A 22,348-nucleotide genomic window follows, 5' to 3' on the forward strand; every position below is an offset into this window, starting at 1 on the left:
TGCCTGCAAAATACGGCGAGGGGACCGGAACCTTCGGTGCCGAGCGACGTTCAAGCGAGTCGTCCGGGGGGCTCATGACACATCACGTACTCAATCCAGCGCACAGCGGCCAGGTCGCTGAGGCGCGTCTGGCTGCGATCATCGAGTCTTCGTTCGACGCGGTCATCGCCAAGGACCTCAACAGCATCATCACGGACTGGAACCCTGCCGCCGAGCGACTGTTCGGGTACACGGCGGCGGAGGCCGTCGGCCAGCCCATCACCATGCTGATCCCCGAACATCTGAGGAGCGAGGAGGCCGACATCATCCGGCGCATCCGCGCCAACGAGCGGGTGGAGAGCTACGAGACGATCCGCCAGCGCAAGGACGGAAGCACGATCTACGTCTCGCTGACGGTTTCGCCGATCCGCAACGCCCGTGGCGAGGTGATCGGCGCATCCAAGATTGCCCGCGACATCACCGAGGCCAAGGAGAGCGAACGGCGCATCCGGGTGCTGCTGAGGGAGATCAACCACCGGGTGAAGAACCAGTACGCGGTCATCCTGTCGCTGATCCGGGAGACCGGTCTCAGTTCGGTGTCGATCGACGAATTCCAGGCGAAGATCCGGACCCGCATCGCCAGCCTCGCGGCCTCGCATGATCTGCTCGTTCGATCGGAATGGACCGGATCGACCCTCGCCGAGCTGGTTCGCGAGCAATTGGCACCATTCGGACACGAGGAGTTGGTCTCGGTCTCCGGCCCGCTGATCACGGTCGCTCCGAACGCCGTGCAGAACCTCGGAATGGCGTTCCACGAACTGGGCACCAACTCGGCGAAGTATGGCGTCCTTTCCGGCCAGGGCGGCTCGATCGAGATTTCCTGGTCCATCGGCGGGCAACCGACCTCGGAGCTGGAGTTGACCTGGGATGAGAAGTTCGACCGGCCGGTGGTCGACGACGTCCAGCAGGGCAAGGGTTTCGGCACGGTCGTGCTGAAGCGCATCGCGCCGATCGCGCTGAATGGACGCGCGACGATAACCAAGACTCCGTCCCGGATTTCCTGGACCCTGGTGGCGCCGGCGAGCGCGGTGCTGATGCAGGATCAGGACGCGGACGAGTAGCGGGCGGGTCTATCGCCCCGGCTGCAGGAGACTTGGGAGTTCGGCTCTGGCGCCCTGGGGCGGCTGGTGGAGGGGACTGGATTCGAACCAGTGTACGCTAAGCGAGCAGATTTACAGTCTGCCGGATTTAACCACTCTCCCACCCCTCCATTCAGAGCCGGAGAAACGAACGGCGCCCGTCCCCGGGCGCGTCGTCGGGGCGGTTTATGTCGGGGCGGTGAACGCCTGTCAACACCCAATGCGCCCCTTTGCCGCCCATAGCGCCGCAAGCCTCGCCGCCTTGCCGTTGTGCATCAAAACCGCTAGGGCATCCCCATGAGCCGCAACAAATTCCCGCCTAAGCCGCGCTACGACCCAGATACCGGCCCGGTATACCTTTATGGGCTGCATACGGTGCGGGCGGCTCTCGACAATCCGCTGCGCGAACGGCGCAACCTGCTGGTCACTCCCAATGCGCTGATGCGCCTCAAGGAGACCGGTCCGGTGGAGATGCGATTCACCGAGACGACGCCCAAGGAACTGGACCGGCTGCTGGGTGCGGACGCCGTTCACCAGGGGGTGGCGCTGGAGGTGGAGGCGGTCAGCCGTTTCGGCCTCAACGACGTGCCGAACCCGCGGCTGGTGGTCATCCTCGACCAGTTGACCGACCCGCACAATGTCGGGGCGATCCTGCGTACCGCCTGCGCGTTCGGCGCCGATGCGGTGATCACCACGGCGCGGCACTCGCCGCGCGAGACCGGCGTGATGGCCAAGGCCGCCTCCGGAGCGTTGGACCTGGTGCCGATGATCGAGGTGCGCAACCTCGGCGATGCCATCGAGAAGCTCAAGGAACGCGGCCTGACGGTGATCGGCTTCGATTCGGAAGCCCCTGCCCCGGTTCGCCCGCGCACCGATGATACGCCGATCGCCATCGTGCTTGGCGCCGAAGGCAAAGGGTTGCGGCAGCGCACGCGTGAGCTTTGCGACGAGATGGTCCGGCTTGATATGCCGGGGCCGATCAAATCGCTAAACGTGTCGAACGCCGCAGCCATTGCGCTGTTTGCCGCGACCGCCGGACGCGCTGCGCAATAGGAAAGGCCSCGGCATTGCCGCGGCCCCCCATTTTCCTTCAGATCAGGGCGTCGTGCAGCGGACCAGCGAGGCGCCGTTGACGCTCAGCACGTCCGGCCCGGCCTGGACAATCTCCACGGTCTTGTCGCCCGACTTGAGACTGGCCTTGCCATCGACGGCCGGCACCGCATCGACCAGCAGGATATCGCTGCCCTGCCGGACGCTGATCTTGGTGATCACCACATAGCCGGTGCCGCCGGCCTGATCGACCGTGCCGCAGGCGGCAAAGTCCGGCGCCCAGACGCCGAGATAGCCGATCTGGTCACGCTTGGCGTTGGCAGCGAGCCGGGTGTCGGGCTTGAGGCCCGAGGCGGGCAGCACGCCCATCGCAGGCGTGGTCACCACCGGCTCTTCTGCCGCAGCAACTGCGGCTGCAGCGTCGGTAGCGCCCTTAGCCTCAGCCGACGGAGCAGCCCCGGCTGCCGGTGCCGCTTCGGCGGCGGCCACAGCAGCAGCGGCGTCAGCCGCACCCCGAGCCGCGGCGCCGGTCTCGGCAGTTGCCGAAGCGGCGGCCGCCTGCTTGTCGGCCTCAGCCTTGGCGGCAGCGGCCGCATCAGCAGCCTTCTTTTCTTCTGCGGCCTTTGCCGCGGCAGCCGCAGCGTCGGCGGCCTTCTTCTCTTCTGCGGCCTTGGCGGCAGCTGCAGCCTCGGCAGCCTTCTTCTCTTCCGCCGCCTTGGCAGCGGCTGCAGCGTCAGCGGCTTTCTTCTCTTCAGCGGCTTTAGCGGCAGCTGCAGCCTCGGCCGCCTTTTTCTCTTCCGCAGCCTTTGCTGCGGCGGCGTCGGCTGCCTTCTTTTCTTCGGCAGCCTTCGCGGCTGCCGCCGCGGCATCCGCTGCCTTTTTCTCTTCCGCAGCCTTGGCGGCAGCAGCGGCCTCAGCGGCCTTCTTCTCCTCAGCAGCCTTTGCAGCAGCTGCTTCGGCCGCCTTCTTTTCCTCGGCTGCCTTGGCCTCGGCTGCCGCCTTGTCGGCCGCTGCTTTGTCGGCTGCTACCTTGTCTGCCGCAGCCTTGTCCGCGGCGGCCTTATCGGCAGCGGCCTTATCGGCAGCGGCCTTATCTGCGGCTGCTTTCTCTTCCGCTGCCTTCTGCTCGGCGGCGGCCTTGTCCGCATCTGCGGTGGCGGCCGGGGTCTCGGCTGCCGGCGGTGGAGGCGGCGGGCTGTTGTTGTCGCAGGCGGCGACCAGCAGCCCAAGCGACAAGGCAATGGGCAGGGCCAGAAGGTGTATTCGCTTCATATCTTTGTCCTCTCCGAAACCGGCATCCGATGTACGGGATCATCGCCCGCCGCATGGCCATAATCTATCGGGAACGGCGCCATGCCGCGACCGTTCCTCATCCGCTGGCGATCGCCACGACGACGTTGACCGTCGCCGCAACGATGACCGTATTGAAAAAGAAGGCGAAGACGCCGTGCATGGTCACCAGCCGGCGCATGGCCGCTGACGTCACCGCCACATCGGCGACCTGCGCGGTCATCCCCAGCACATAGGCGAAATAGAGAAAGGCACCGCCATCCGGTGCTACGCCGCCCGGAAAGTCGAGGCCGGCGACGATCCCACTCTTGGGGCCGGGCGCATCGACATAGTACTCGTGCGCGTAGTGAAGGGCGGCCATGGTGTGCACAGTGAACCAGCCGAGCACCACCGATGCGACGCTCACCGCGATCTCGAGCATGTCGGTGCCTTCGCCGTCGTTCAGCGCAAGGAACAGGAAGACGACCGCGACCACCACGACGAGGATGGTGACGAGGAAAATGGCGGCAACCGGCGAATCGGCGTCATCCGGGCGCTGCTGCAGGAACTCCGCCGTGAGGCTGGGAAATTCCACGGCGACGAGCGCCAGATAGATGATGAACATCGCATTGGCGCCGACCGCCACCGCATATCTCGGCGACAGGAAGAGGCACACCACGAACGCCAGCGCACCTATGGCGACGCCCCAGTAGAAGGGCGCGTGTCGCGGCAGGATACGAGCCGCTACCGGTGTCTTTCGTCTGCCTGCCAAAGCCGCCCTCTCCGCCGGTGAATCAGCGACCAGCCGGATATTCGCACAGCGAGGATGCCACATCTAAGACAAGTCGTCGCCGCTCGCGAGGCCGTGTGTGCCACGCGAGTGTCGAGGGCATTGCCCAGCGGTTGGGAGGCGCCGGCGGGGGCGTCGCCACACCGCCGCGCCCGCTGGCTTGCTGTCGTCTCAGGCCCAAAAAGGTCGCCCTGACGGCTCAGCTGATGTTGATGTGCCGGGTGACCTGGCCGTTGCTCTCCCAATAAGTGCGCTTGTTGGCGATGATGGGATCGTCCATGGCAGGCTGGATCGCCCCGGACGTGTCGATCGCGCGCGAGGTCACGGTATGCTCTCCCGTGGAAGGACTCGGCCAGTCGAGCGACCATATCTTCCACGCGCGCTCGGCCTCCTCGGTGTGGTCGATGGTTGCCGGCATCCACTCCCCGTCATCGACCTTCACCTCGACCCGGTCTACCAGGGCACCCCAGGCTACACCGATGATGCGGTAGTCCGTGCCAAGCTTCGTGACGCGTGCCGGCGCCGATTTGAGGCGCGAGCGACCGACGGAGGTCTCTGCCCAGACCGTCTCGCCGTTGTGATCTTCTTGCCGGAGGGTGACGTAGTCGCGTCCCATCAGCAGGCTCTCGAAGCGGCGGTCGCGTATTTCGATCCGCTTCAGCCACTTGGCGTTGGCGATGCCGTACCAGCCCGGCGCGATCAACCTCAGCGGGAAGCCGTTCGGCTCCGGCAATGGCGCGCCATTCATCTCGTAGCAGAGAATGTTCTCGGGACTCATGGCGTCTTCGACCGACATGCTGCGGGCGAAGTTCTGCTTGATCTTCTGGTCGCGGACTTCGATCTCGCCGGCATCGGTTCCCCAGAAGACAACCTCTATGCCGCCCTTGCTGATGCCCACCTCTTCGAGAATTGGCGCAAGGGGTGTCCCGGCCCACTTGGCATTGCCGATGCCGCCGGTGAAAAACGGGAACCCGTGATTTCCAGAACATTCGATCGTAAAGACGACCTCCTGCCGCGGACGGGCTTTCAGGTCATCAAGCGTCAGCGTCATGGGCTTTTCGACGAGGCCGTCAACCTCGAGCTTCCATGCACTCGCATCAATCGTCGGCCGGTCGAAATGCGAGATCGAGAAGAACTTCTCGTTGGGAATGATCCAGGAATCGAGGTCCTCCCAAACGAGTTGGGTCTGGATTCCCACGGGATCTGGATTCTCCGTCGGCTGGTCGAGCCAGGGAATAACCGTTTCGCCGGAGCGGGCGGGATAAGCATATGCCGGGTGCGTTCGCAGTACCGCCATCGCGGTGAGGGCCGCGCTGCTTAAGATGAACTCTCTGCGTGCAAGGTATTGCATGATCACGACTTTCGCTTGATTGCGCGAATATCAGTGCCGCAACTAGAACGTCACCGTAGTGCCGGCGGGGCCGCCGGGTCAATTGTTGCGCTGAAGCACCACCTGGGTGATGGCCGTGATGTCGACGAAATGAAGCGTTAGGCTTGCGGCCGCAGGCGGCTCCCCCGAAACCGGCCAAATCTCAACGGAATCAGGGTTGTGGTGCCGGCAGCAAGAATCGAACTCGCGACCCACTGATTACAAATCAGTTGCTCTACCAACTGAGCTATGCCGGCCCGGCGCGGTCGATAGCACCGAGGGCGCGCTCGCGCAAGGAGATGGTCGGCGATCAGGCGGGCAGTCCGTCCGGCCACATGGCGCCGTATCTGAAATCCAGCTCGTCCGGCCAGCGGACGAAGCCGGAGTTCGGATAGAATGTCACTTCTCCAAAGCGCGGGCGATCGTCGATCTCGTAGAAATCGACCCGGGCGAAGGGGAAGCCGGCTGCCAGCAACTCGGCGGCGCGGATCATCTCGGAATAGCTCTTGGGCATCGGCGGGATATCGTCGCCATAGTACGGCTCCGCATCACTCACCGCGAACGGCAGGCGCTGCCACTCGCGGCTGTAGGTGGCGCGCTTGAGACCGGCAAAGCGCTCCCAGTTCACCGAGACGAAGTCGGACCGGCCGCCGAACACGTGCAGCCGATAGTCGGCCGGTGGCTCGCCGTGGCCGATGTACGGCTCGACGAGCATCTGGGGCGGAATCGCGCTGTAGACCCATTCGCCCATCGAGCGTCCGAACGGTCGGCGCATCCAGCTCTGGACGTGGCGTTCGACATCGTCCCAGTCGGGCTGGTCTGGGCCGGTAACGAAGTAGTTCCCGCCGCTCCAGTTGTTGGCCTTGATGACATAGGGCATCGGCCAGTTCCGTTCGCCGCGCGGCGGCAAGGCCGAGCCGGCGTAGAGCGTCGGCGTCACCCACTCGGGCCCCAGCAGTTCCGCGACGGCGTGCTTGGCGAGGACCTTGTCGGCCAGCACGACCATGCGCGGGGTGCGCCAGCGCAGCTTGGCGATCTGCACCTTCTCGGTGAACCGGGTGGGCCGTAGCAGGTTGGGGTAACGGCCAACGCGGCGACGGTACGCACGCATGACGCGCAGATGGTCGATCAAGCCCTGCATTCGGTTCTCCGCTGCCCCCCGGCGGCTGCCGCGGGCCATCAAGCCGAGAACGCCACGCGGGTCAAGCGGCGCTAACTCTCGCTGCGCTTCTTCCACTTCTTCAGCACCATGTCGCGCTTCAGGCGTGACAGGCGGTCGAGGAAGAAGATGCCGTTGAGCTGGTCGATCTCGTGCTGGGCGATGCGGGCCGGCAGCCCCTCGAAGCGGCGCTGCTGGCGGGTGCCGGTTTCGTCGTCCCAGGCGATTTCGGCCGCGTAGGAGCGGACGATCTCGACCTCGACGCCGGGCATCGAGACCGAGCCCTCGGGTTCCGCGACATTGGCGCCTGCGGTGGAGATGACCTCGGGATTATAGAGGACGAGGTAGTCGCGCTTGTCGGGATCCGGGTCGGCGCTGATCACCACGACCGGCGCCACTGCGCCGATGTGGACCGCGGCAAGGCCATAGGCATTGGCGGCCCTGGTGGCCTCGAGCAGCCGATTGCCGATCGACTTGAGGCCGTCGTCCACCGGCCGCGGCTCGGCCTTGCGGGTGAGCCGCGGATCGGGCCAGGCGACGAGCATCGGCTAGAACAGCCCGCCGCGACCCAGCGTCATGTCGGTGGCGGACGGGTCCTGCCCTGCCTGGATAGCCTGGAAGGCGTTGGAGTCGACGCCGATCACCGAGGTCACGAGATTCGGCCCCGTACCGGGCTTGAATGCCTCGTAGATCGCCTGGTCGCCACCATTGGCCTTCACGCCGGTGCTGGGGTCGATCCAGACCTGCGCCATGCCGCCCGGCATGTTGAACGGCGTCGGCGGCTTGCCCTTCAGGGCCTTGGCCATGAACTGGGTGAAGATCGGGACGGCCATTTCGCCGCCGGTCGACTGCTTGCCCATGTTGCGCGGCGTGTCGAAGCCGACATAGACGCCCACTGCCAGTTCGGGGGTGAAGCCGATGAACCAGGCGTCCTTGTAGTCGTTGGAGGTACCGGTCTTGCCGGCGACCGGGCGGCCGAGGCTCTTGGCACCGGTGCCGGTGCCGCGCTGTACCACGCCTTCCATCATCGACGTGATCTGGTAGGCGGTCATCGGATCGAGCACCTGCTCGCGGTTGTCGATGATCAGCGGCTCGCCCTGCTTGTTCCAGCTGTCTGCCACGCAGCCGTCGCAGACGCGCTCGTCGTGCTTGTAGATGGTCTTGCCGTAGCGGTCCTGGATGCGGTCGATCAGCGTCGGCACGATCTTCCTGCCGCCATTGGCGATGGTGGCATAGGCCGACGTCATGCGCATGTCGGTGGTTTCGCCGGCCCCGAGCGCCATGGCCAGCACCGGGTTCAGCGTGTCGTAGATGCCGAACATCTTGGCGTAGTCAGAGATCAGCGGCATGCCGAGATCCTTGGCCAAGCGCACGGTCATGACGTTCCGGCTGCGCTCGATGCCGCGGCGCAGCGTCTGCGGGCCGTAGAATTCCTGCGCGTAGTTCTCGGGCCGCCAGACCGATCCGTCGCCGTTGACGATCTCGATCGGCGCGTCGAGCACTACCGAGGCCGGCGTGTAGCCGTTGTCGAGGGCGGCCGAATAGACGATTGGCTTGAACGACGAGCCGGGCTGGCGCATCGCCTGGGTGGCGCGGTTGAACTCGGATTCAGCGTAGGAGAAGCCGCCGACCATGGCCAGGACGCGGCCGGTGCGCGGATCCATGGCAACGAGCGCGCCTTCGAGCTCGGGCACCTGCTCGAGCTTGTAGGCCCCCTCCTTGTCGGCGACCTTGGAGACATAGATCACGTCGCCGGGCTTCAGCAGGCTGCCGAGCTTCTTGCTGACCCATTTGATGTCGGGGCCGGCCAGCGTGCCGGTGACCCGCTCCTCCGAGACCTTGCCCTCGACGTCTGTCGCCGGGCGAATGCCGATGCGGCCCTCGTTGTCGCCCATCTCCAGCACCACGGCGAGGGTCCACTCGGGGACGTCGCTCAGCGGCTTGATGGCGTTGACCGCGGCGCCCCAGTCCGACGAGATGTCGACACTGGCGATGGGACCACGGAAGCCTTCGCCGTGATCGTAGTTGATCAGGCCGTCCATCAGGGCGCGACGGGCATACTCCTGCAGATGCGGGTCGAGCGTGGTGCGCACGCTGAGGCCGCCGCCGTAGAGCTCGGCCTCACCGTAGAGCTTGCCGAGCTGGCGGCGCACTTCCTCGGTGAAATACTCGGCTGAGAACAGCTGGCTGCCGGAGCTGCGCGGCTTGACGTTGAGCGGCTCTTCCTTGGCCTTGGCTGCCTCTTCCGCTGTCACGTAGCCATTCTCGACCATGCGGTCGATCACCCAGTTGCGGCGCTCGATGGCCTGCTTGGGGCGGCGAAACGGATGGTAGTTGTTCGGTCCCTTGGGGAGCGCCGCGAGATAGGCGGCCTCGCTGAGCGTCAGCTCGTAGAGCGCCTTGTCGAAATAGTTGAGCGCGGCCGCGGCGACCCCGTAGGAGTTGAGGCCGAGGAATATCTCGTTGACGTAGAGCTCGAGGATCTTGTTCTTCGAGAACGTCGACTCGATGCGCAACGCCAGGATGGCTTCCTGGATCTTGCGATCCCAGGTCTGCTCGGAAGTGAGCAGGAAGTTCTTCGCCACCTGCTGAGTGATGGTCGAGCCGCCGCCCTGGATCGAGTCATTGCCGTCGATGCGGGCCATGACGTTGTCGCGCAACGCGCGGATGACGCCGTCAACGGCGATGCCGGAGTGGGTATAGAAGTCCTTGTCTTCGGCTGAAATGAAGGCGTTGATGATCAGCGGCGGGATGGTTTCGATCGGCTGGAACAGCCGGCGTTCGCGCGCATATTCGGCCAGCAGCGTGCCATCGGCGGCGTGAACGCGCGTCGTCACCGGCGGCTGATAGTCCTTCAGCACCGTATAATCGGGCAGCGTCGAATTCAGCTGGTTGAGATAGACGGCGGCAACCGCAACCGCGCCCAGGGCGCAAAACACGCCGAAACCGAACAGCCAGCCGAAAAGTCTGAGCATCAGATCGAAAACCCTGGAGCAGGCGCCGGCGGGAGTGAGGCGGGCGCGAAAAGAAGCGGAATCATACCAGACAAGGGCGGAAATGTGGACAAGCCTGCCCTTTCAATACCTTGCGAGGTCGAGCGTGGTGGAAACGTCACTGTGTCGCCGCCACGGTCTTTTGCGTGCTGTCGAAGTAATCGGCGATGCCGCGGGCCAGCGCGTCGACCACGCGGTCGCGCCAGTCCGACTGCTGCAGGTTGGCGATATCGGAGGCGTTGGACAGGAAACCGAGTTCCACCAGCACGGAAGGCACGTCCGGGGCCTGCAGCACGAAGAAGTCGGCCTGCCGCACCGGAAAGCGCCGCAGCGCCACGCTCGGCTCCAACTGGTGGACGATGGCTTCGGCGGCAAGAAAGCTCGACTTGCGCATCTCGCGCCGCATCAGGTCGACGAGGATATCCATGACCGCCGGCGTGGACTGCGGCACGGCAAAGCCGGCGACGATGTCGTAGCGGTTCTCACCGTCGGCCAGCACCTTGTCGAGCACATCGGTGGCGTTCTCGTCGCGGGTGTAGACGCTGGCGCCGCGAATATCGGGCTGCTGGAAGCTGTCGGCATGCAGCGAGATAAACAGATCCGCCTTGTTCTGCCGGGCGAGATCGACACGCTCGTTGAGCGACAGGTAGGTGTCGTCCTCGCGGGTCAGCGCCACGTCGAAGCGGCCGGAATCGATCAGCACCTTCTGCAACTGCAGCGCAAAGGCGAGCGTGATGTCCTTTTCGTGCGTACCGCTGGGCGCGCTGGCGCCGTTGTCGATGCCGCCATGGCCGGGGTCGAGCACGACCAGAGGCCGCGTCGCGGTGACCGGGGCATGCGTGCCGGGATCGGTCGATGCGGTGGCGGGCGCAGTGCCCTGGTTGGCGATCGAGGCGGCGAGGTCGGCGGCCACCTTGGTGTTGAACTCTTCGGGCGTCGCCGGGATGAGGTCGACGACAAGGCGGGCCGGCTGATCGGCGACCGCATCGAGGACATAGGCCTGCTGCACCTGCGCCGGCGCAGCCAGCGTCAGCATGGTACGGGCCCTGCCCTTTTCGGCCATCTCGACGGTATACGAGGTGACGATGCCCTTCCCCGCCACATCCGCCGGCGCGAGGATCTTCAGCTCGAACGCCTTGACGTCGATGGCGATGCGGTTGGGCGCATCGAGCGAGACGATGGCGAACTCGGTCGGGCCGGAAAGATCGATGATCAAGCGTGCCCGCTGCGGCGTGGCGGTGACGCGCGCGTCGATGACGTCCGGGTAGTCTTCAATCGATTCGAGCTGGGCGAAGGCAGGATGAGCGGCGAACAAACTGGCAACGAGGACCAGAACAATGACCACAAACCCAGCAAATCCGCCGGTATGACCGCCAGAGCCGGCAGATTTCAACAAGGCAGCGTCGCTCCCTAAAACTTCGCGCATACACGCCAGAGCACTCAGGCGATTCTGCGGCGTTACGGGCCACACGTCGACAATGCAATAATGTGATCGACTTGGAACGGCCCTGTACCCGTGGGTTTTGAGTTTCCTGTTGCCAATTTGCGGCAACAACCCTAAAGCCATCTTGAGGCGGCCTGCTGCCGCCACCACATGCCAGAGCGGCGCAATCGGCGCCCGTGGCCCGGCTGGTCGGCAGCGGCGGATCGGAAATCACCCCAGGTGAACCGGTCTGAAGTGCGGCACATTTGGCGCCTCGTGATAGAATCTCGATCCCCCGGGATCGAAGGACAGGCGGTTGGATACTCTCGCTGGCCTGTTCTCAAGGAAGAGGTCTGATGGCCATCGGGCAGACAAAGAGTGACGCGATCCCGAACAGCGGTTGCGCTTTTGTCGTCGAAGTCCCGGCTGCCTTCGCTCTCCAGTCTCGTGGCGGCGCGCGCGCCGTCGCTTTTACCGGCGCTCAACGCGCTTCCCTTCTAGAACCAATCGCCTCGCATGGCGCCACGCCAGGAGGACCGGCTCGCCGGTCTATCGGTGTCGGCGCGCGACGGCGCGGAGAATTAGTCTATGGCTACAAAGCGCATGCTGGTGGATGCCATCCACCCGGAAGAAACACGGATCGTCGTCACTAACGGCAACCGGCTCGAGGAATTCGACTTCGAATCCGCCACCCGGCGGCAGCTCAGGGGTAACATCTACCTCGCCAAGGTGACGCGCGTGGAGCCGTCGCTCCAGGCGGCATTCATCGAGTATGGTGGCAACCGCCACGGCTTCCTCGCCTTCTCGGAAATCCACCCCGACTACTACCAGATCCCGGTCGCCGACCGCGAAGCGCTGTTGCGCGACGAGGAGCACGACGAGGAAGAGCACGAGCGTGAACACGCCGCGGCTCACGCCCTCGCGCCGACCGAGGCGGCCGCCGATGCCGACCCGCAGTCGACCGAGCCCGACGAGGACGAAGAGCACAGCCATATCGAGCAGGCGCCGACCAGCAACGAGCCGGTCGAAAGCGTCGGTGGCTCGGATGCGCTCGACGATGTGCAGGAGCGCCGCCGCCCGTCGCAGCGCCGCCACCAGTACAAGATCCAGGAGGTGATCAAGCGCCGCCAGGTGATGCTGGTGCAGGTCGTGAAGGAAGAGCGCGGCAACAAGGGCGCGGCTCTCACCACCTACCTGTCGCTCGCCGGCCGCTACTCAGTGCTGATGCCCAATACCGCCCGTGGCGGCGGCATCTCGCGCAAGATCACCAACGCCGCAGACCGTAAGCGTCTCAAGGACATCGTCGGGGATCTTGAAGTGCCACAGGGCCAGGGGATCATCCTCAGGACCGCCGGCGCCAGCCGCACGAAGGCCGAGGTGAAGCGGGACTTCGAGTACCTGCAGCGCCTGTGGGAGAACGTCCGCTCGCTGACTCTCAAGTCGCAGGCGCCGTGCCTCGTCTACGAGGAAGGCTCCCTCATCAAGCGGACCATCCGCGACCTCTACAACAAGGACATCGACGAGCTGTTCGTGACGGGCGACGACGCCTACCGCGAAGCCAAAGACTTCATGCGCATGATCATGCCGAGCCACGCCAAGAACGTGCAGCTCTACAAGGAAGATGCGCCGCTGTTCAGTAAGTTCAACGTCGAGGGCCAGCTCGACCAGATGTTCTCGCCGCAGGTCACCCTGCCGTCGGGCGGCTATCTGGTGATCAACCCGACCGAGGCGCTGGTCTCGATCGACGTGAACTCCGGCCGCGCCACCAAGGAACACAATATCGAGGACACGGCGCTCCAGACGAACCTCGAAGCCGCTGAGGAAGTGGCGCGCCAGCTCAGGTTGCGCGATCTCGCCGGCCTGATCGTCATCGACTTCATCGACATGGTCGAGAACCGCTCCAACCGGGCGGTGGAGCGCAAGCTCAAGGAAGCGCTGAAGAACGACCGGGCCCGCATCCAGGTCGGCCGCATCAGCCATTTCGGGCTGCTCGAAATGAGCCGCCAGCGCATCCGCTTCGGCGTCGTCGAAAGCTCGACCCACAAGTGCCCGACCTGCCAGGGCACTGGTCTCGTCCGCTCGGTCGAAAGCCTCGCGCTGATGGTCATGCGCAATGTCGAAGACCACGTGATGAAGAAGCCGGGCCAGTCGATCAACCTTCGGGTTCCGACCGATGTGGCGCTCTACATCCTCAACTCGAAGCGCAGCACGCTCAACATGCTCGAGGCCAAGTACGGGCTCTCGATCACCATCGTCGCCGACGACCATGTCGGCCCGTCGCACTTCGCCATCGAGCGGGGCGAAGCCCGGCTGACGGATCGCACCGAGACCGCCGGCACGCATGTGCGCGTCGACACCACCACGATCATCGACGCGGAAGCCGAAGCGGCCGACGCGGCGATCGAGGATGAGGACGACGAGGAAGAAGAAGCCGCAACCGCTGGCGGCGAACGCCAGCCGCGCTCGGACGAAGCCGGTGGCGAGCGCACCGGCCGTCGTCGTCGTCGCCGCCGTCGCGGTGGCGAACGCGATGATCGCCCTGCCCAGGGCCAACCGCAGCAGCAGCGCCAGCCGGTTGAAGCCGCGTCGGATGACGAGGGCGAGGATGGCGAGGGCGATGAGACGCCGCGTCAGGGCGGTGAAGGCGCCGTCGGCGAGGACGGCGAGCCGCGCCGCCGCCGTCGTCGGGGCCGCCGCGGCGGCCGCCGCAATCGTCGTGACGGCGAGGGCGTCGAGCAGCGCGATGGCGCAGTTGCCGAGCCGGTAGCCGAACAGGCTATCGCCGCCGTCGATGCGCCGGCCGTAGATGTCGTAGCGGAGGCCCCGGCCCCCGTGGTTGCCGAGGAAGCGCCGGCCGAGAAGCCGAAGCGCGGTCGCCGCAAGAAGGCGGAGCCCGTCGCCGAGGAAGCCGCTCCGGTGGTCGCCGAAGCCGCACCGGCTCCCGAGCCGGAAGTCGTGGCCGAGGAAGCTCCGAAGGCGAAGAAGCCGCGGGCACGCAAGCCGAAGGCTGCTCCGGCGACCGAGGCAGCAGCCGACGCCGCGCCGGCGGAAACCGTTGCCGAAGTTGCCGTCGCTCCCGCGCCGGAACCCGAGCCCGAGGCAGCCGCTGCCCCCGCACCGCGTCGCCGCGCCAAGAAGGAAATTCCGGAAGGTGAGATCGTCGTGAGCTCGGCGGCCGCCACCGAAGAGAAGCCGGCCGAGGACAGCAAGCCGAAGAAGGCCGGCTGGTGGCAGCGCCGCCTGGGTCTCGGCGGCTAAGCGCCCAACCAGTGATTGAATCGAAAAGGGCGGGATCATTTCCCGCCCTCTTCATTTCAGGGAGCGCCGTCAGGCGGCTCTCGGGGCCGGCAAAGCCTCCCGCCGCTCGCCGCGCAGCACGACGATGCCGAGTATCAGCGTCCAGACTGCCCACAGCGTGTAGCTGATCGCATTGATGGCGCCGGCCATCGGCACGCCGAAGGGCTCGGCCATGCCTGCCACCACACCGAGCGAGATCAGCACGCCGGCCGCAGCGATGTAGCGGTGCTGCCGGACAATCAGTACCGCGGCCAGCACGGTCCAGGCGGCGATGAACAGGTAGCCAAAATGCTCGCCGACACCCATGCCGAGGTAGCGGTTGGCCGCGTCGAACAAGGCGGTAGCCATTTGCTGCTGCACCTCAGTTGCACCAGGCGCCACATAGCTAGCGGCGAGACCGGGCACGAGGAGCACCCAGCGGAGCAGGCCCAGGGCCTGGACGAGGCCGGCGAGTACCCCTGCCCCGATCGACAACGCTGCGAGGTACCGGTCGCGCTCCCACAGGTGCAGGCCCAGCCCGATGGCTGCCGGGATCATCGCCAGGGCGGCCGCCATCATGGCGTACCAGTAAAGGTGGAGATCGGCGCCGGCCGCCGCGAAGCGGGTCAGCACCTCGCCGGCCGGGTGCCGGAGGATGTCGGGGTACTCGAAGGTCATCTGCAGGCCGGTGAAACCGGCGGTGAAGACGAGCGGGACGGCGACCAGAAGGATGCCGGTCGTGCGGACTTCGGTGGTCATGTCGATACTCCCTGAAGGTATGGGGAAATGATGCGCCGGAACAGCCGGACGCCCTGTGCGGTGTCGGATTGGGCAAACGGGGTGCCGCCGGTGTCGCGGAACACCAGCCAGAAATCGCCCACCAGCCACAGCAGCTGCGCGATATCGTCGAGCATCCGGTCGTCGCCGAGCGAGGCCAGTACTCCGACCCTCTCGAACAGCCGGAGAAGGGCGATCGTATTGGCGAAACCGGTGTCCCGGTTGGCTCGGTAGGCGGCGGCGAGTTGGGGATCTGCATTCAACAGCAGCGTCAGATCGCGAAAGAAAAAGCGGTAGCGCGCCTGGATGGTGAAGTTGCCGGCGACCATCCGCTCCATCATGTCGATGTCAGGCGTCATGCCCGGCGGGACGGCGTAGTTTTCGGCCCAGGCGGCCGAGATCCGGCCGAACAGCCCGCGCACGATCTCGGCCTTGTTGCGATAGTGGTAGTAGAGATTGCCGGGGCTCATCGCGAGGGCCTCGGCAATGTGGTTGGTGGTGACGGGCGCCGTCCCCTGCTCGTTGAACAGGGCCAGCGCGGCGTCAAGAATGCGGGTCTTGGTATCGGTCACGTCGGAAGCTCTAGAGTATTTGCTCGAACCCATGGCATTAGAGCTTTTACTCTAGTCCGTCAACCCCTCTCGCAGCCCTGGGGAATCCGCTACCGTGTCGCTATGTCCCGCGCCGAACGACTCCTCGACCTGATCCAATTGCTCCGCCGCCACCGTGCGCCGGTGAGCGGCCCTGCCCTCGCCGATGAACTCGGCATCTCGATCCGCACGCTCTATCGCGACATCGCGACGCTGCAGGCGCAGGGCGCCGACATCCAGGGCGAGCCGGGCCTCGGCTATGTGCTCCGCCCCGGCTTCACCCTGCCGCCGCTGATGTTCTCGGCCGACGAGATCGAGGCGCTGGTGCTCGGCTCGCGCTGGGTCGCTCGCCGTGCCGAGGACCCGCGGCTCGGCGATGCGGCGGCCAATGCGCTGAGCAAGATCACGGCCGTGCTGCCGGCGGAACTGCGGGACAGCGTGGACGGCTCCAACCTTCTGATCGGCGGCGGCGAGGTTATTCCTGCGGTGGTCGATCTCTCCGCTATTCGGCTCGCCATCCGCGATCAGCGGAAGCTCGCGATCGCCTACCGCAACGGTGACGGCACCGCGACTGAGCGCGTCATCTGGCCCTTTGCCATCGGCTTCTTCGATCGGGTGCGTGTGGTGATCGGCTGGTGCGAGCTAAGAGTGGACTACCGCAACTTCCGGCTCGATCGCATCGCGCAAATGGAGGTACTGCCTGAGCGCTATCCGCGCCGCCGTGCCGTCATGCTGAAGGAGTGGCGCGAGCGCGAGGGCATCCCGGTCCGCTGACCACTGCCGGAAACTGTCAGTGCCCACGGCTATCCCGTCTCCACCAACAACGGAGACGACAAATGCGCACCCTCAACTACCTGCTCCTCGCCGTCTGCGACCCGCTGAAGAGCGCCGAGCTCTACACCCAGCTGCTCGGACGCGAGCCGGTCGAGAAGGCTTCAACCTTCGTGCTCTACGTGCTGCCGACTGGCCTCAAGATCGGGCTGTGGCTGGCAGACGAGATGGAGCCCAAGCCCAACGCCGCCGGCGGGGTCGAGATCTCCTTCAGCGAAGAGAGCAAGGACGCGGTCCGTGCCACCTACGCGGAATGGACCAAGCTCGGCGTAAAGGTGGTGCAGGAGCCGACCGAGATGGATTTCGGCTTTACCTTCGTGGTCGAGGACCCCGATGGCCACCGGCTGCGGCCGTTCGTGATCGCTGATCAGCCGCGCTAGCCGCGGACTTCAGGCGGCAGATGCCTGTAGACGACGTCCTCGGGGTCCTGGCGCGGCGCAAGATCGTCCCGCACCGCCCCGAGGCGCTCGGCCACCGCGATGGAGCGGCTGTTGGCCGGATCGAAGTAGCTGACGAGGGTCGGCAGCCCAAGCTCGGCAAAAGCCCAGTCGCGCAGCGACGTTGCGGCCTCCGTCACATAGCCCTGCCCCTCAAAACCCTCGTAAAGGAGCCAGCCCAGTTCCTTCTCCGGGAACAGCGGCCCGTGATTGATCCCGACCTGCCCGACGCAGTGGCCGGTTGCCGTGACGTCGATCATCAGCGCGCCGTGCCCGAACAGCGACCAGCAGGCGATGTCATGGCAGAACAGCCCCCACGCTCGCGCCTCGTCGAACGGCCCGCCCATGCCCGTCGACCGCGACGATGCCATCAAGTCGCGATAGGCATCGAAATCGGCAAGCACCGGCGCCCGCAGCACCAGCCGGGACGTTCGCAGCGTCGGGATCGTGCCGCTGAGCATCACTTCCCCCTCAGGAAATCCCCGATCCGGTTCAGCCCCTCGTCGATAGTTGCCCGCGTCCCGGCATATGAGAACCGCACGAAGCGATTGCCGTTGAGGCGGTCGAAGTCGATGCCGGGCGTGGCGGCTACCGCGACCTCGTCGAGCATCTGCATGCAGAAGCTCAGCGAGTCGTTGGTGAAGCGCGAGAAGTCGACATAGGCGTAGAACGCGCCGTCGCCCTCGTTGGCCGAGGCAAGACCGAACTGGGCAAGCCCTTCGGCCAGCACGTGCCGGTTCACCGCATATTGCGCCTTCTGTTCCTCGGAATAGTCCCGCTCCCCCAGCGCCACGCGGCCGGCGATCTGGCTGAGCGTCGGGGCGGCGATGAACAGGTTTTGCTGCAGGATGTTGGTGCGCCGGGTCAGTTCCCCGGGCAGAACCATCCAGCCGATGCGCCAGCCCGTCATGCAGTAGTATTTCGAGAAGCTGTTGATGATGATGGCATCGGTGGTGAACTCGAGCGCCGAGACCGACGGTGCCCGGTAGTCGAGCCCATGATAGATTTCGTCGGAGATGAAGCGCACGCCCAGTTTGGCGCAGACCTCGACGATCTCCTTGAGTGCCTCGAGCGTCACCGCCGCACCGGTCGGGTTGGCCGGCGAGGCGAACAGCAGGCCGTCGAACTTCTCCCGGGCATAGGCGGCTTCGACATCGGCTGCCGTCAGGCGCCAACCGGCCGCGGCGGAAACGGGGATCTCCACCGCCTCCATGCCCAGGCCATCGAGCGTGTTGAGATAGGCCGGATAGCCCGGCCGGGTGACCGCAATCTTCGCCCCGCGCTCGAATGCGCCGAGAAAGGCGAGAATGAAGCCCGAGGACGAGCCCATCGTCACCACGATGCTCTCCGGATCGACAGTGACACCGTGCTGATCGCGGTAGTAGCGCACCAGCTCGCGACGCAGTTCGATCTGCCCGGCCGAGTGCGTGTAGTGCTGCGGCAGGTCGAGCGCGGCGGCCACCGCCTGGCGCACCCGAGGTGCCGGCGGAGCGCCGGGCTCGCCCGATTCCATATGCATCACGGTCCGCCCGCTCGCCTCGACGAGCTTGGAGCGAGCAGTGATTTCCATCACGTAGAACGGCCTGAGGCCGGTGAGTTTGCCGAGGTCTTCCATGGCGCCTTGGCTACGGGAATTGCCCCGCCGCCTCAACTAGAATTGAAGCTGGGGCGGTCGGTCCGTCCACCTCTCATGGCAAAATCACTCTAGTCTGCTAGACAGTGGCCGAAACGGGCCACTCCGGAGAACATATGTCGCGCCTCACAACCACCCTCGTCCTGCTCGTCGGCCTCCTGGCTGGCGGCCTCGGTGTCACGCTACTGTCGCCCCCCCGGGTCGACGAGGCGGCGGCACGTGCCATTGCCGAGGACGTGGTGGCCAAGGCGAAGCCGGAGCCAGGGCTCACCGCCTCGGCCGTAGAGACCATCGTCGCCGACCTGATCGCTCGTCAGCCGAAACAGGATGTGCCGCAGGCCGCCGGGAAGGTCGATCAGTCGACGCTGAACCCGATGATCGAAGACTACCTGATGAGCAACCCGCGCATCCTGCAAAAGGTATCCGCGGCGCTCAACGCCGAACTCACCGCCGAGCGGACGGCTGCCACGCGGACGGCGCTCACCGAGCTGAAGCCTGCCATCTTCGAGGCGGAAGGCCAGATCGTCCTGGGCAACCCGAACGGCGACGTCACCTTGGTCGAGATGTTCGACTACAATTGCGGCTACTGCCGGCAGGCGCTGCCCGACCTCGCGGCGCTGCTCGATACCGACAAGAACCTCAAGGTGATCCTCAAGGAATTCCCGATCCTGTCGCAGGGTTCGGTCGAGGCGGCACGCATCGCGGTGCAGGTCGCCGAGACCGACGTCGACTACTGGAGCTTCCACCAGGCGCTGTTCACGAGCCGTGGCCAGGTCGACAAGGCGGCGGCGCTGAAAGCGGCGGCCGACCTCGGGCTGAACCCCGTGACGCTCGAGATGGGAATGAACACGCCCAAGGTCGGCTCGGTCATCGAGCAGAGCTACCGGATCGCCGACCGGCTCAAGATCACCGGCACGCCGACCTTCATCATCGGCGAAGAGGTCATCCCGGGCGCCATCGGCCTCGATGCGCTGAAGACCCGGATCGCCAATATGCGCGCCTGCGGTGCCACCGTGTGCCCCGCTACAGATCAGCCGGGCTGATCCGACGGCCTTCCCTGCCGCAAATCCGCCCTTTTTCGTGCATTACTCCGCGCCACGCTTGCGCCCGCTGGGGGGCCAGTGCAAAAGGCACGAACCATGGCTCACCGCGTTCTCGTCCTCAACGGCCCGAACCTCAATATGCTCGGGACCCGCGAGCCCCAGACCTATGGCACGCAGACGCTTGCCGACATCGAGAAGATGGCGATTGCCGAAGGCAAGGCGCTGGGTCTCGAGGTCACCTGCAAGCAATCCAATATCGAAGGCGAGCTGGTTACTTGGATCCAGCAGGCACTGGGCAGTTTCGACGCCATCGTCATCAACCCCGGCGCCTACTCGCACACCTCGATCGCCATCCACGACGCCTTCCGGGCCGTCGGGTTGCCGGTGATCGAAGTTCACCTGTCGAACATCTACACCCGTGAGGCGTTCCGCCATCACTCCTACGTCTCGCCGGTGGCGACCGGGGTGATTTGCGGTCTGGGCGCTACCGGATATAGGCTGGCGCTCCACGCACTGGCCGAAAAACTCTAAGAGGCAGAATATGACCAAGGCGTCCCCCAATTCCGATCAGGAACTGATCGAGGCCATTGCCAAGCTGCTCAACGAGCAGAACCTCGCGGAAATCGAGATCGAGCGCGATGACCTGCGCGTTCGGGTCACGCGCTCATATGCCAGCCAGGCCGTGCAGCAGGTGGCCGTTCCAGCCTACGCACCGGCCCCGGTTGCGCACGCTGCCCCTGCCTCGGTCGCGCCGGCCGGCGCTGCCGCCGGCATTGCGCCGACGCATGACGATCTGAGCTCCAACCCCGGCACCCTCACCTCGCCGATGGTCGGAACGGCTTATCTGTCGCCGGAGCCGGGCAAGCCAACTTTCGCGTCGGTCGGATCCAAGGTGTCGGAGGGCCAGACGGTCCTTATCATCGAAGCGATGAAGACGATGAACCAGATCCCGGCGCATCGCTCGGGTACGGTGACGCGCATCCTGGTCGAGGATGGCTCGCCGGTCGAATACGGCCAGCCGCTGGTCGTGATCGAGTAACGGCCAGATGTTCCAGAAGGTCCTCATCGCCAACCGCGGCGAGATCGCGCTCCGCATCCTCAGGGCCTGCAAGGAGCTCGGTATCCAGACGGTCGCCATCCACTCGACCGCCGATTCCAACGCCATGCACGTGCGCCTCGCCGACGAAAGCGTCTGCATCGGGCCGCCGCCGGCCAAGGACAGCTATCTCAACATCCCCTCGATCATGGCGGCCTGCGAGATCACCGGCGCCGACGCCGTGCATCCGGGCTACGGGTTCCTCTCGGAGAATGCGCGTTTCGCTCGCATCCTCACCGAGCACAAGATCACCTTCATCGGCCCCTCGTCGCACCATATCGAGATCATGGGCGACAAGATCACCGCCAAGAAGACCGCGGTGGAGCTCGGCATCCCGGTGGTCCCGGGCTCCGAAGGCGAGATCAAGACGCCCGAGGACGCGATCAAGCTCGCCAACTCGATCGGCTACCCGGTCATCGTCAAGGCGACCGCCGGCGGTGGCGGGCGCGGCATGAAAGTGGCGCGGAACGACGAGGAAATGGCGATCGCCATCTCGACCGCCCGCACCGAGGCCAAGGCCGCCTTCGGCAATGACAGCGTCTATATCGAGAAGTACCTGCAGAAGCCGCGGCACATCGAAGTCCAGGTGATGGGCGATGGCCAGGGCAACGCGGTGCACCTGGGCACCCGTGACTGCTCGTTGCAACGCCGCCACCAGAAGGTGCTGGAGGAAGCGCCCGCGCCGACCGTGCCAATGGACCAGCAGCGCGAAATCGGCGAAATCTGCGCCGCCGCAATGCGGAAGCTGAAATACTCCGGCGCCGGCACCATCGAGTTCCTCTACGAGGACGACAAGTTCTACTTCATCGAGATGAACACCCGCCTGCAGGTGGAGCACCCGGTGACCGAGCGCATCACCGGCATCGACATCGTCTACGAGCAGATCCGCGTCGCCTCGGGCGAGACGCTCTCGATCAAGCAGAAGGACGTTGCCTTTACCGGCCATGCCATCGAAGTGCGCATCAACGCCGAGGACCCGCAGACCTTTGCGCCCTCGCCGGGCAAGATCCAGTTCTACCACCCGGCCGGCGGCGTCGGCGTGCGCGTCGATAGCGCCGTGTACCAGGGCTACTCGATCCCGCCCTACTACGACTCGCTGATCGGCAAGCTGATCGTCTACGGCCGCACCCGCACCGAGTGCCTGCAGCGCCTGCGCCGCGCTGTCGATGAGTTCGTGGTCGACGGCGTGAAGACCACCCTCCCCCTGTTCCAGCGGCTGATCAAGGAACCGGACATCATCGCCGGCAACTACGACATCCACTGGCTGGAAAAGTACCTCAAGGAAAACAAGGCCTGAGGCTTCGCGCCCGTTAACACGTGTTAACGGAAAATGAACGCCCGTCCCAGCGCCGGTTCAGCGGCCGCATGGCATGTATCTCCAACCCAAGGAGATCGTGCCATGCCGCACATGATCGATTACCTCGACGCCCTCGTCCTGATGCTGCCGGTGCTGCTCGCCGCGATCAGCCTGCCGCCGCTGGTGCGGCTGGTGGT

General features: G+C 65.4%; 20 protein-coding genes and 2 tRNA genes. 9 read left to right on the plus strand and 13 right to left on the minus strand.

Features of this window, described 5'->3' with window-relative positions:
- Positions 1 to 74 precede the first annotated feature (74 nt).
- Positions 75 to 1,100 carry a PAS domain S-box protein gene (locus tag AC1DYL_RS03855; protein WP_477172116.1) on the plus strand — a complete coding sequence of 342 codons (1,026 nt, stop codon included), beginning with the start codon at positions 75 to 77 and terminating at the stop codon, positions 1,098 to 1,100.
- 64 nt (positions 1,101 to 1,164) lie between these two features.
- Here the strand turns inward: AC1DYL_RS03855 and AC1DYL_RS03860 are convergent.
- Positions 1,165 to 1,249 (minus strand) — tRNA-Tyr (locus AC1DYL_RS03860).
- Between the two features lie 166 nt (positions 1,250 to 1,415).
- Here AC1DYL_RS03860 and rlmB point away from each other — a divergent pair.
- The gene (gene rlmB / locus AC1DYL_RS03865) at positions 1,416 to 2,171 is read left to right on the plus strand and encodes a 23S rRNA (guanosine(2251)-2'-O)-methyltransferase RlmB (protein ID WP_477149266.1); all 756 of its coding nucleotides are present in this window, start codon (positions 1,416 to 1,418) and stop codon (positions 2,169 to 2,171) included.
- 42 nt (positions 2,172 to 2,213) lie between these two features.
- Here rlmB and AC1DYL_RS03870 read toward each other — a convergent pair whose 3' ends face one another.
- From AC1DYL_RS03870 to AC1DYL_RS03905, 8 genes are all read right to left on the minus strand, one after another.
- A complete protein-coding gene (locus AC1DYL_RS03870; RefSeq protein WP_477172117.1) occupies positions 2,214 to 3,440 on the minus strand; it encodes a hypothetical protein in 1,227 nt (408 codons plus the stop codon).
- A gap of 97 nt (positions 3,441 to 3,537) precedes the next feature.
- The gene (locus AC1DYL_RS03875) at positions 3,538 to 4,209 is read right to left on the minus strand and encodes a DUF1345 domain-containing protein (protein WP_477172118.1); all 672 of its coding nucleotides are present in this window, start codon (positions 4,207 to 4,209) and stop codon (positions 3,538 to 3,540) included.
- A gap of 217 nt (positions 4,210 to 4,426) precedes the next feature.
- A complete protein-coding gene (locus tag AC1DYL_RS03880) occupies positions 4,427 to 5,578 on the minus strand; it encodes a sulfite oxidase (RefSeq protein WP_477172415.1) in 1,152 nt (383 codons plus the stop codon).
- 199 nt (positions 5,579 to 5,777) lie between these two features.
- Positions 5,778 to 5,853: transfer RNA gene (locus AC1DYL_RS03885), tRNA-Thr, on the minus strand.
- A 53-nt stretch (positions 5,854 to 5,906) separates the two neighbouring features.
- Positions 5,907 to 6,737, minus strand: coding sequence for an ATP-grasp fold amidoligase family protein (locus AC1DYL_RS03890; RefSeq protein WP_477172119.1), 831 nt, complete (start codon positions 6,735 to 6,737; stop codon positions 5,907 to 5,909).
- A 71-nt stretch (positions 6,738 to 6,808) separates the two neighbouring features.
- The gene (locus tag AC1DYL_RS03895; protein WP_477172120.1) at positions 6,809 to 7,300 is read right to left on the minus strand and encodes a peptide deformylase; all 492 of its coding nucleotides are present in this window, start codon (positions 7,298 to 7,300) and stop codon (positions 6,809 to 6,811) included.
- A 3-nt stretch (positions 7,301 to 7,303) separates the two neighbouring features.
- Complete coding sequence (locus tag AC1DYL_RS03900) at positions 7,304 to 9,730, minus strand: penicillin-binding protein 1A (RefSeq protein WP_477172121.1); 2,427 nt, start codon at positions 9,728 to 9,730, stop codon at positions 7,304 to 7,306.
- Between the two features lie 136 nt (positions 9,731 to 9,866).
- Entirely contained in the window at positions 9,867 to 11,093 is a 1,227-nt protein-coding gene (locus AC1DYL_RS03905) for an N-acetylmuramoyl-L-alanine amidase (RefSeq protein WP_477172122.1), read from the minus strand.
- A gap of 666 nt (positions 11,094 to 11,759) precedes the next feature.
- Here AC1DYL_RS03905 and AC1DYL_RS03910 point away from each other — a divergent pair.
- Positions 11,760 to 14,429: an Rne/Rng family ribonuclease gene (locus AC1DYL_RS03910; RefSeq protein WP_477172123.1), complete on the plus strand. Its 2,670-nt coding sequence runs from the start codon at positions 11,760 to 11,762 to the stop codon at positions 14,427 to 14,429.
- A 69-nt stretch (positions 14,430 to 14,498) separates the two neighbouring features.
- On the opposite strand, the gene AC1DYL_RS03915 is transcribed toward AC1DYL_RS03910, so the two are convergent.
- Together AC1DYL_RS03915 and AC1DYL_RS03920 are read right to left on the minus strand one after the other, a co-directional pair.
- Positions 14,499 to 15,206 (minus strand): DUF4386 family protein, encoded by a 708-nt coding sequence (locus tag AC1DYL_RS03915; protein WP_477172124.1) that lies wholly within the window; start codon positions 15,204 to 15,206, stop codon positions 14,499 to 14,501.
- The gene (locus tag AC1DYL_RS03920; RefSeq protein ID WP_477172125.1) at positions 15,203 to 15,796 is read right to left on the minus strand and encodes a TetR/AcrR family transcriptional regulator; all 594 of its coding nucleotides are present in this window, start codon (positions 15,794 to 15,796) and stop codon (positions 15,203 to 15,205) included. The genes AC1DYL_RS03915 and AC1DYL_RS03920 overlap by 4 nt, the downstream gene beginning before the upstream one ends.
- A 102-nt stretch (positions 15,797 to 15,898) precedes the next feature.
- Between AC1DYL_RS03920 and AC1DYL_RS03925 the strand changes: the two genes are divergently transcribed.
- Complete coding sequence (locus tag AC1DYL_RS03925) at positions 15,899 to 16,588, plus strand: helix-turn-helix transcriptional regulator (RefSeq protein ID WP_477172126.1); 690 nt, start codon at positions 15,899 to 15,901, stop codon at positions 16,586 to 16,588.
- 62 nt (positions 16,589 to 16,650) lie between these two features.
- A complete protein-coding gene (locus AC1DYL_RS03930) occupies positions 16,651 to 17,025 on the plus strand; it encodes a VOC family protein (protein WP_477172127.1) in 375 nt (124 codons plus the stop codon).
- Here the strand turns inward: AC1DYL_RS03930 and AC1DYL_RS03935 are convergent.
- On the minus strand, positions 17,022 to 17,543 hold the full coding sequence (locus AC1DYL_RS03935; RefSeq protein WP_477172128.1) for a GNAT family N-acetyltransferase: 522 nt from the start codon (positions 17,541 to 17,543) through the stop codon (positions 17,022 to 17,024). The genes AC1DYL_RS03930 and AC1DYL_RS03935 overlap by 4 nt on opposite strands.
- Positions 17,543 to 18,697, minus strand: a complete 1,155-nt coding sequence (locus AC1DYL_RS03940) for a pyridoxal phosphate-dependent aminotransferase (protein ID WP_477172129.1) — start codon at positions 18,695 to 18,697, stop codon at positions 17,543 to 17,545. The genes AC1DYL_RS03935 and AC1DYL_RS03940 overlap by 1 nt, the downstream gene beginning before the upstream one ends.
- 134 nt (positions 18,698 to 18,831) lie before the next feature.
- Here AC1DYL_RS03940 and AC1DYL_RS03945 point away from each other — a divergent pair, with 134 nt between their 5' ends.
- The 4 genes from AC1DYL_RS03945 to accC all read left to right on the plus strand — a co-directional run bounded on the left by AC1DYL_RS03945 (position 18,832) and on the right by accC (position 22,151).
- Positions 18,832 to 19,758, plus strand: a complete 927-nt coding sequence (locus AC1DYL_RS03945; RefSeq protein ID WP_477172130.1) for a DsbA family protein — start codon at positions 18,832 to 18,834, stop codon at positions 19,756 to 19,758.
- Positions 19,759 to 19,854: 96 nt separating this feature from the next.
- Complete coding sequence (aroQ, locus tag AC1DYL_RS03950) at positions 19,855 to 20,289, plus strand: type II 3-dehydroquinate dehydratase (protein ID WP_477158104.1); 435 nt, start codon at positions 19,855 to 19,857, stop codon at positions 20,287 to 20,289.
- 10 nt (positions 20,290 to 20,299) lie between these two features.
- A complete protein-coding gene (accB, locus tag AC1DYL_RS03955; protein WP_477149250.1) occupies positions 20,300 to 20,797 on the plus strand; it encodes an acetyl-CoA carboxylase biotin carboxyl carrier protein in 498 nt (165 codons plus the stop codon).
- A 7-nt stretch (positions 20,798 to 20,804) separates the two neighbouring features.
- Positions 20,805 to 22,151, plus strand: coding sequence for an acetyl-CoA carboxylase biotin carboxylase subunit (accC, locus tag AC1DYL_RS03960; protein WP_477158105.1), 1,347 nt, complete (start codon positions 20,805 to 20,807; stop codon positions 22,149 to 22,151).
- The last annotated feature ends 197 nt before the right edge of the window (positions 22,152 to 22,348 follow it).

It is taken from the genome of Devosia sp. P1_H9, from assembly GCF_056405135.1.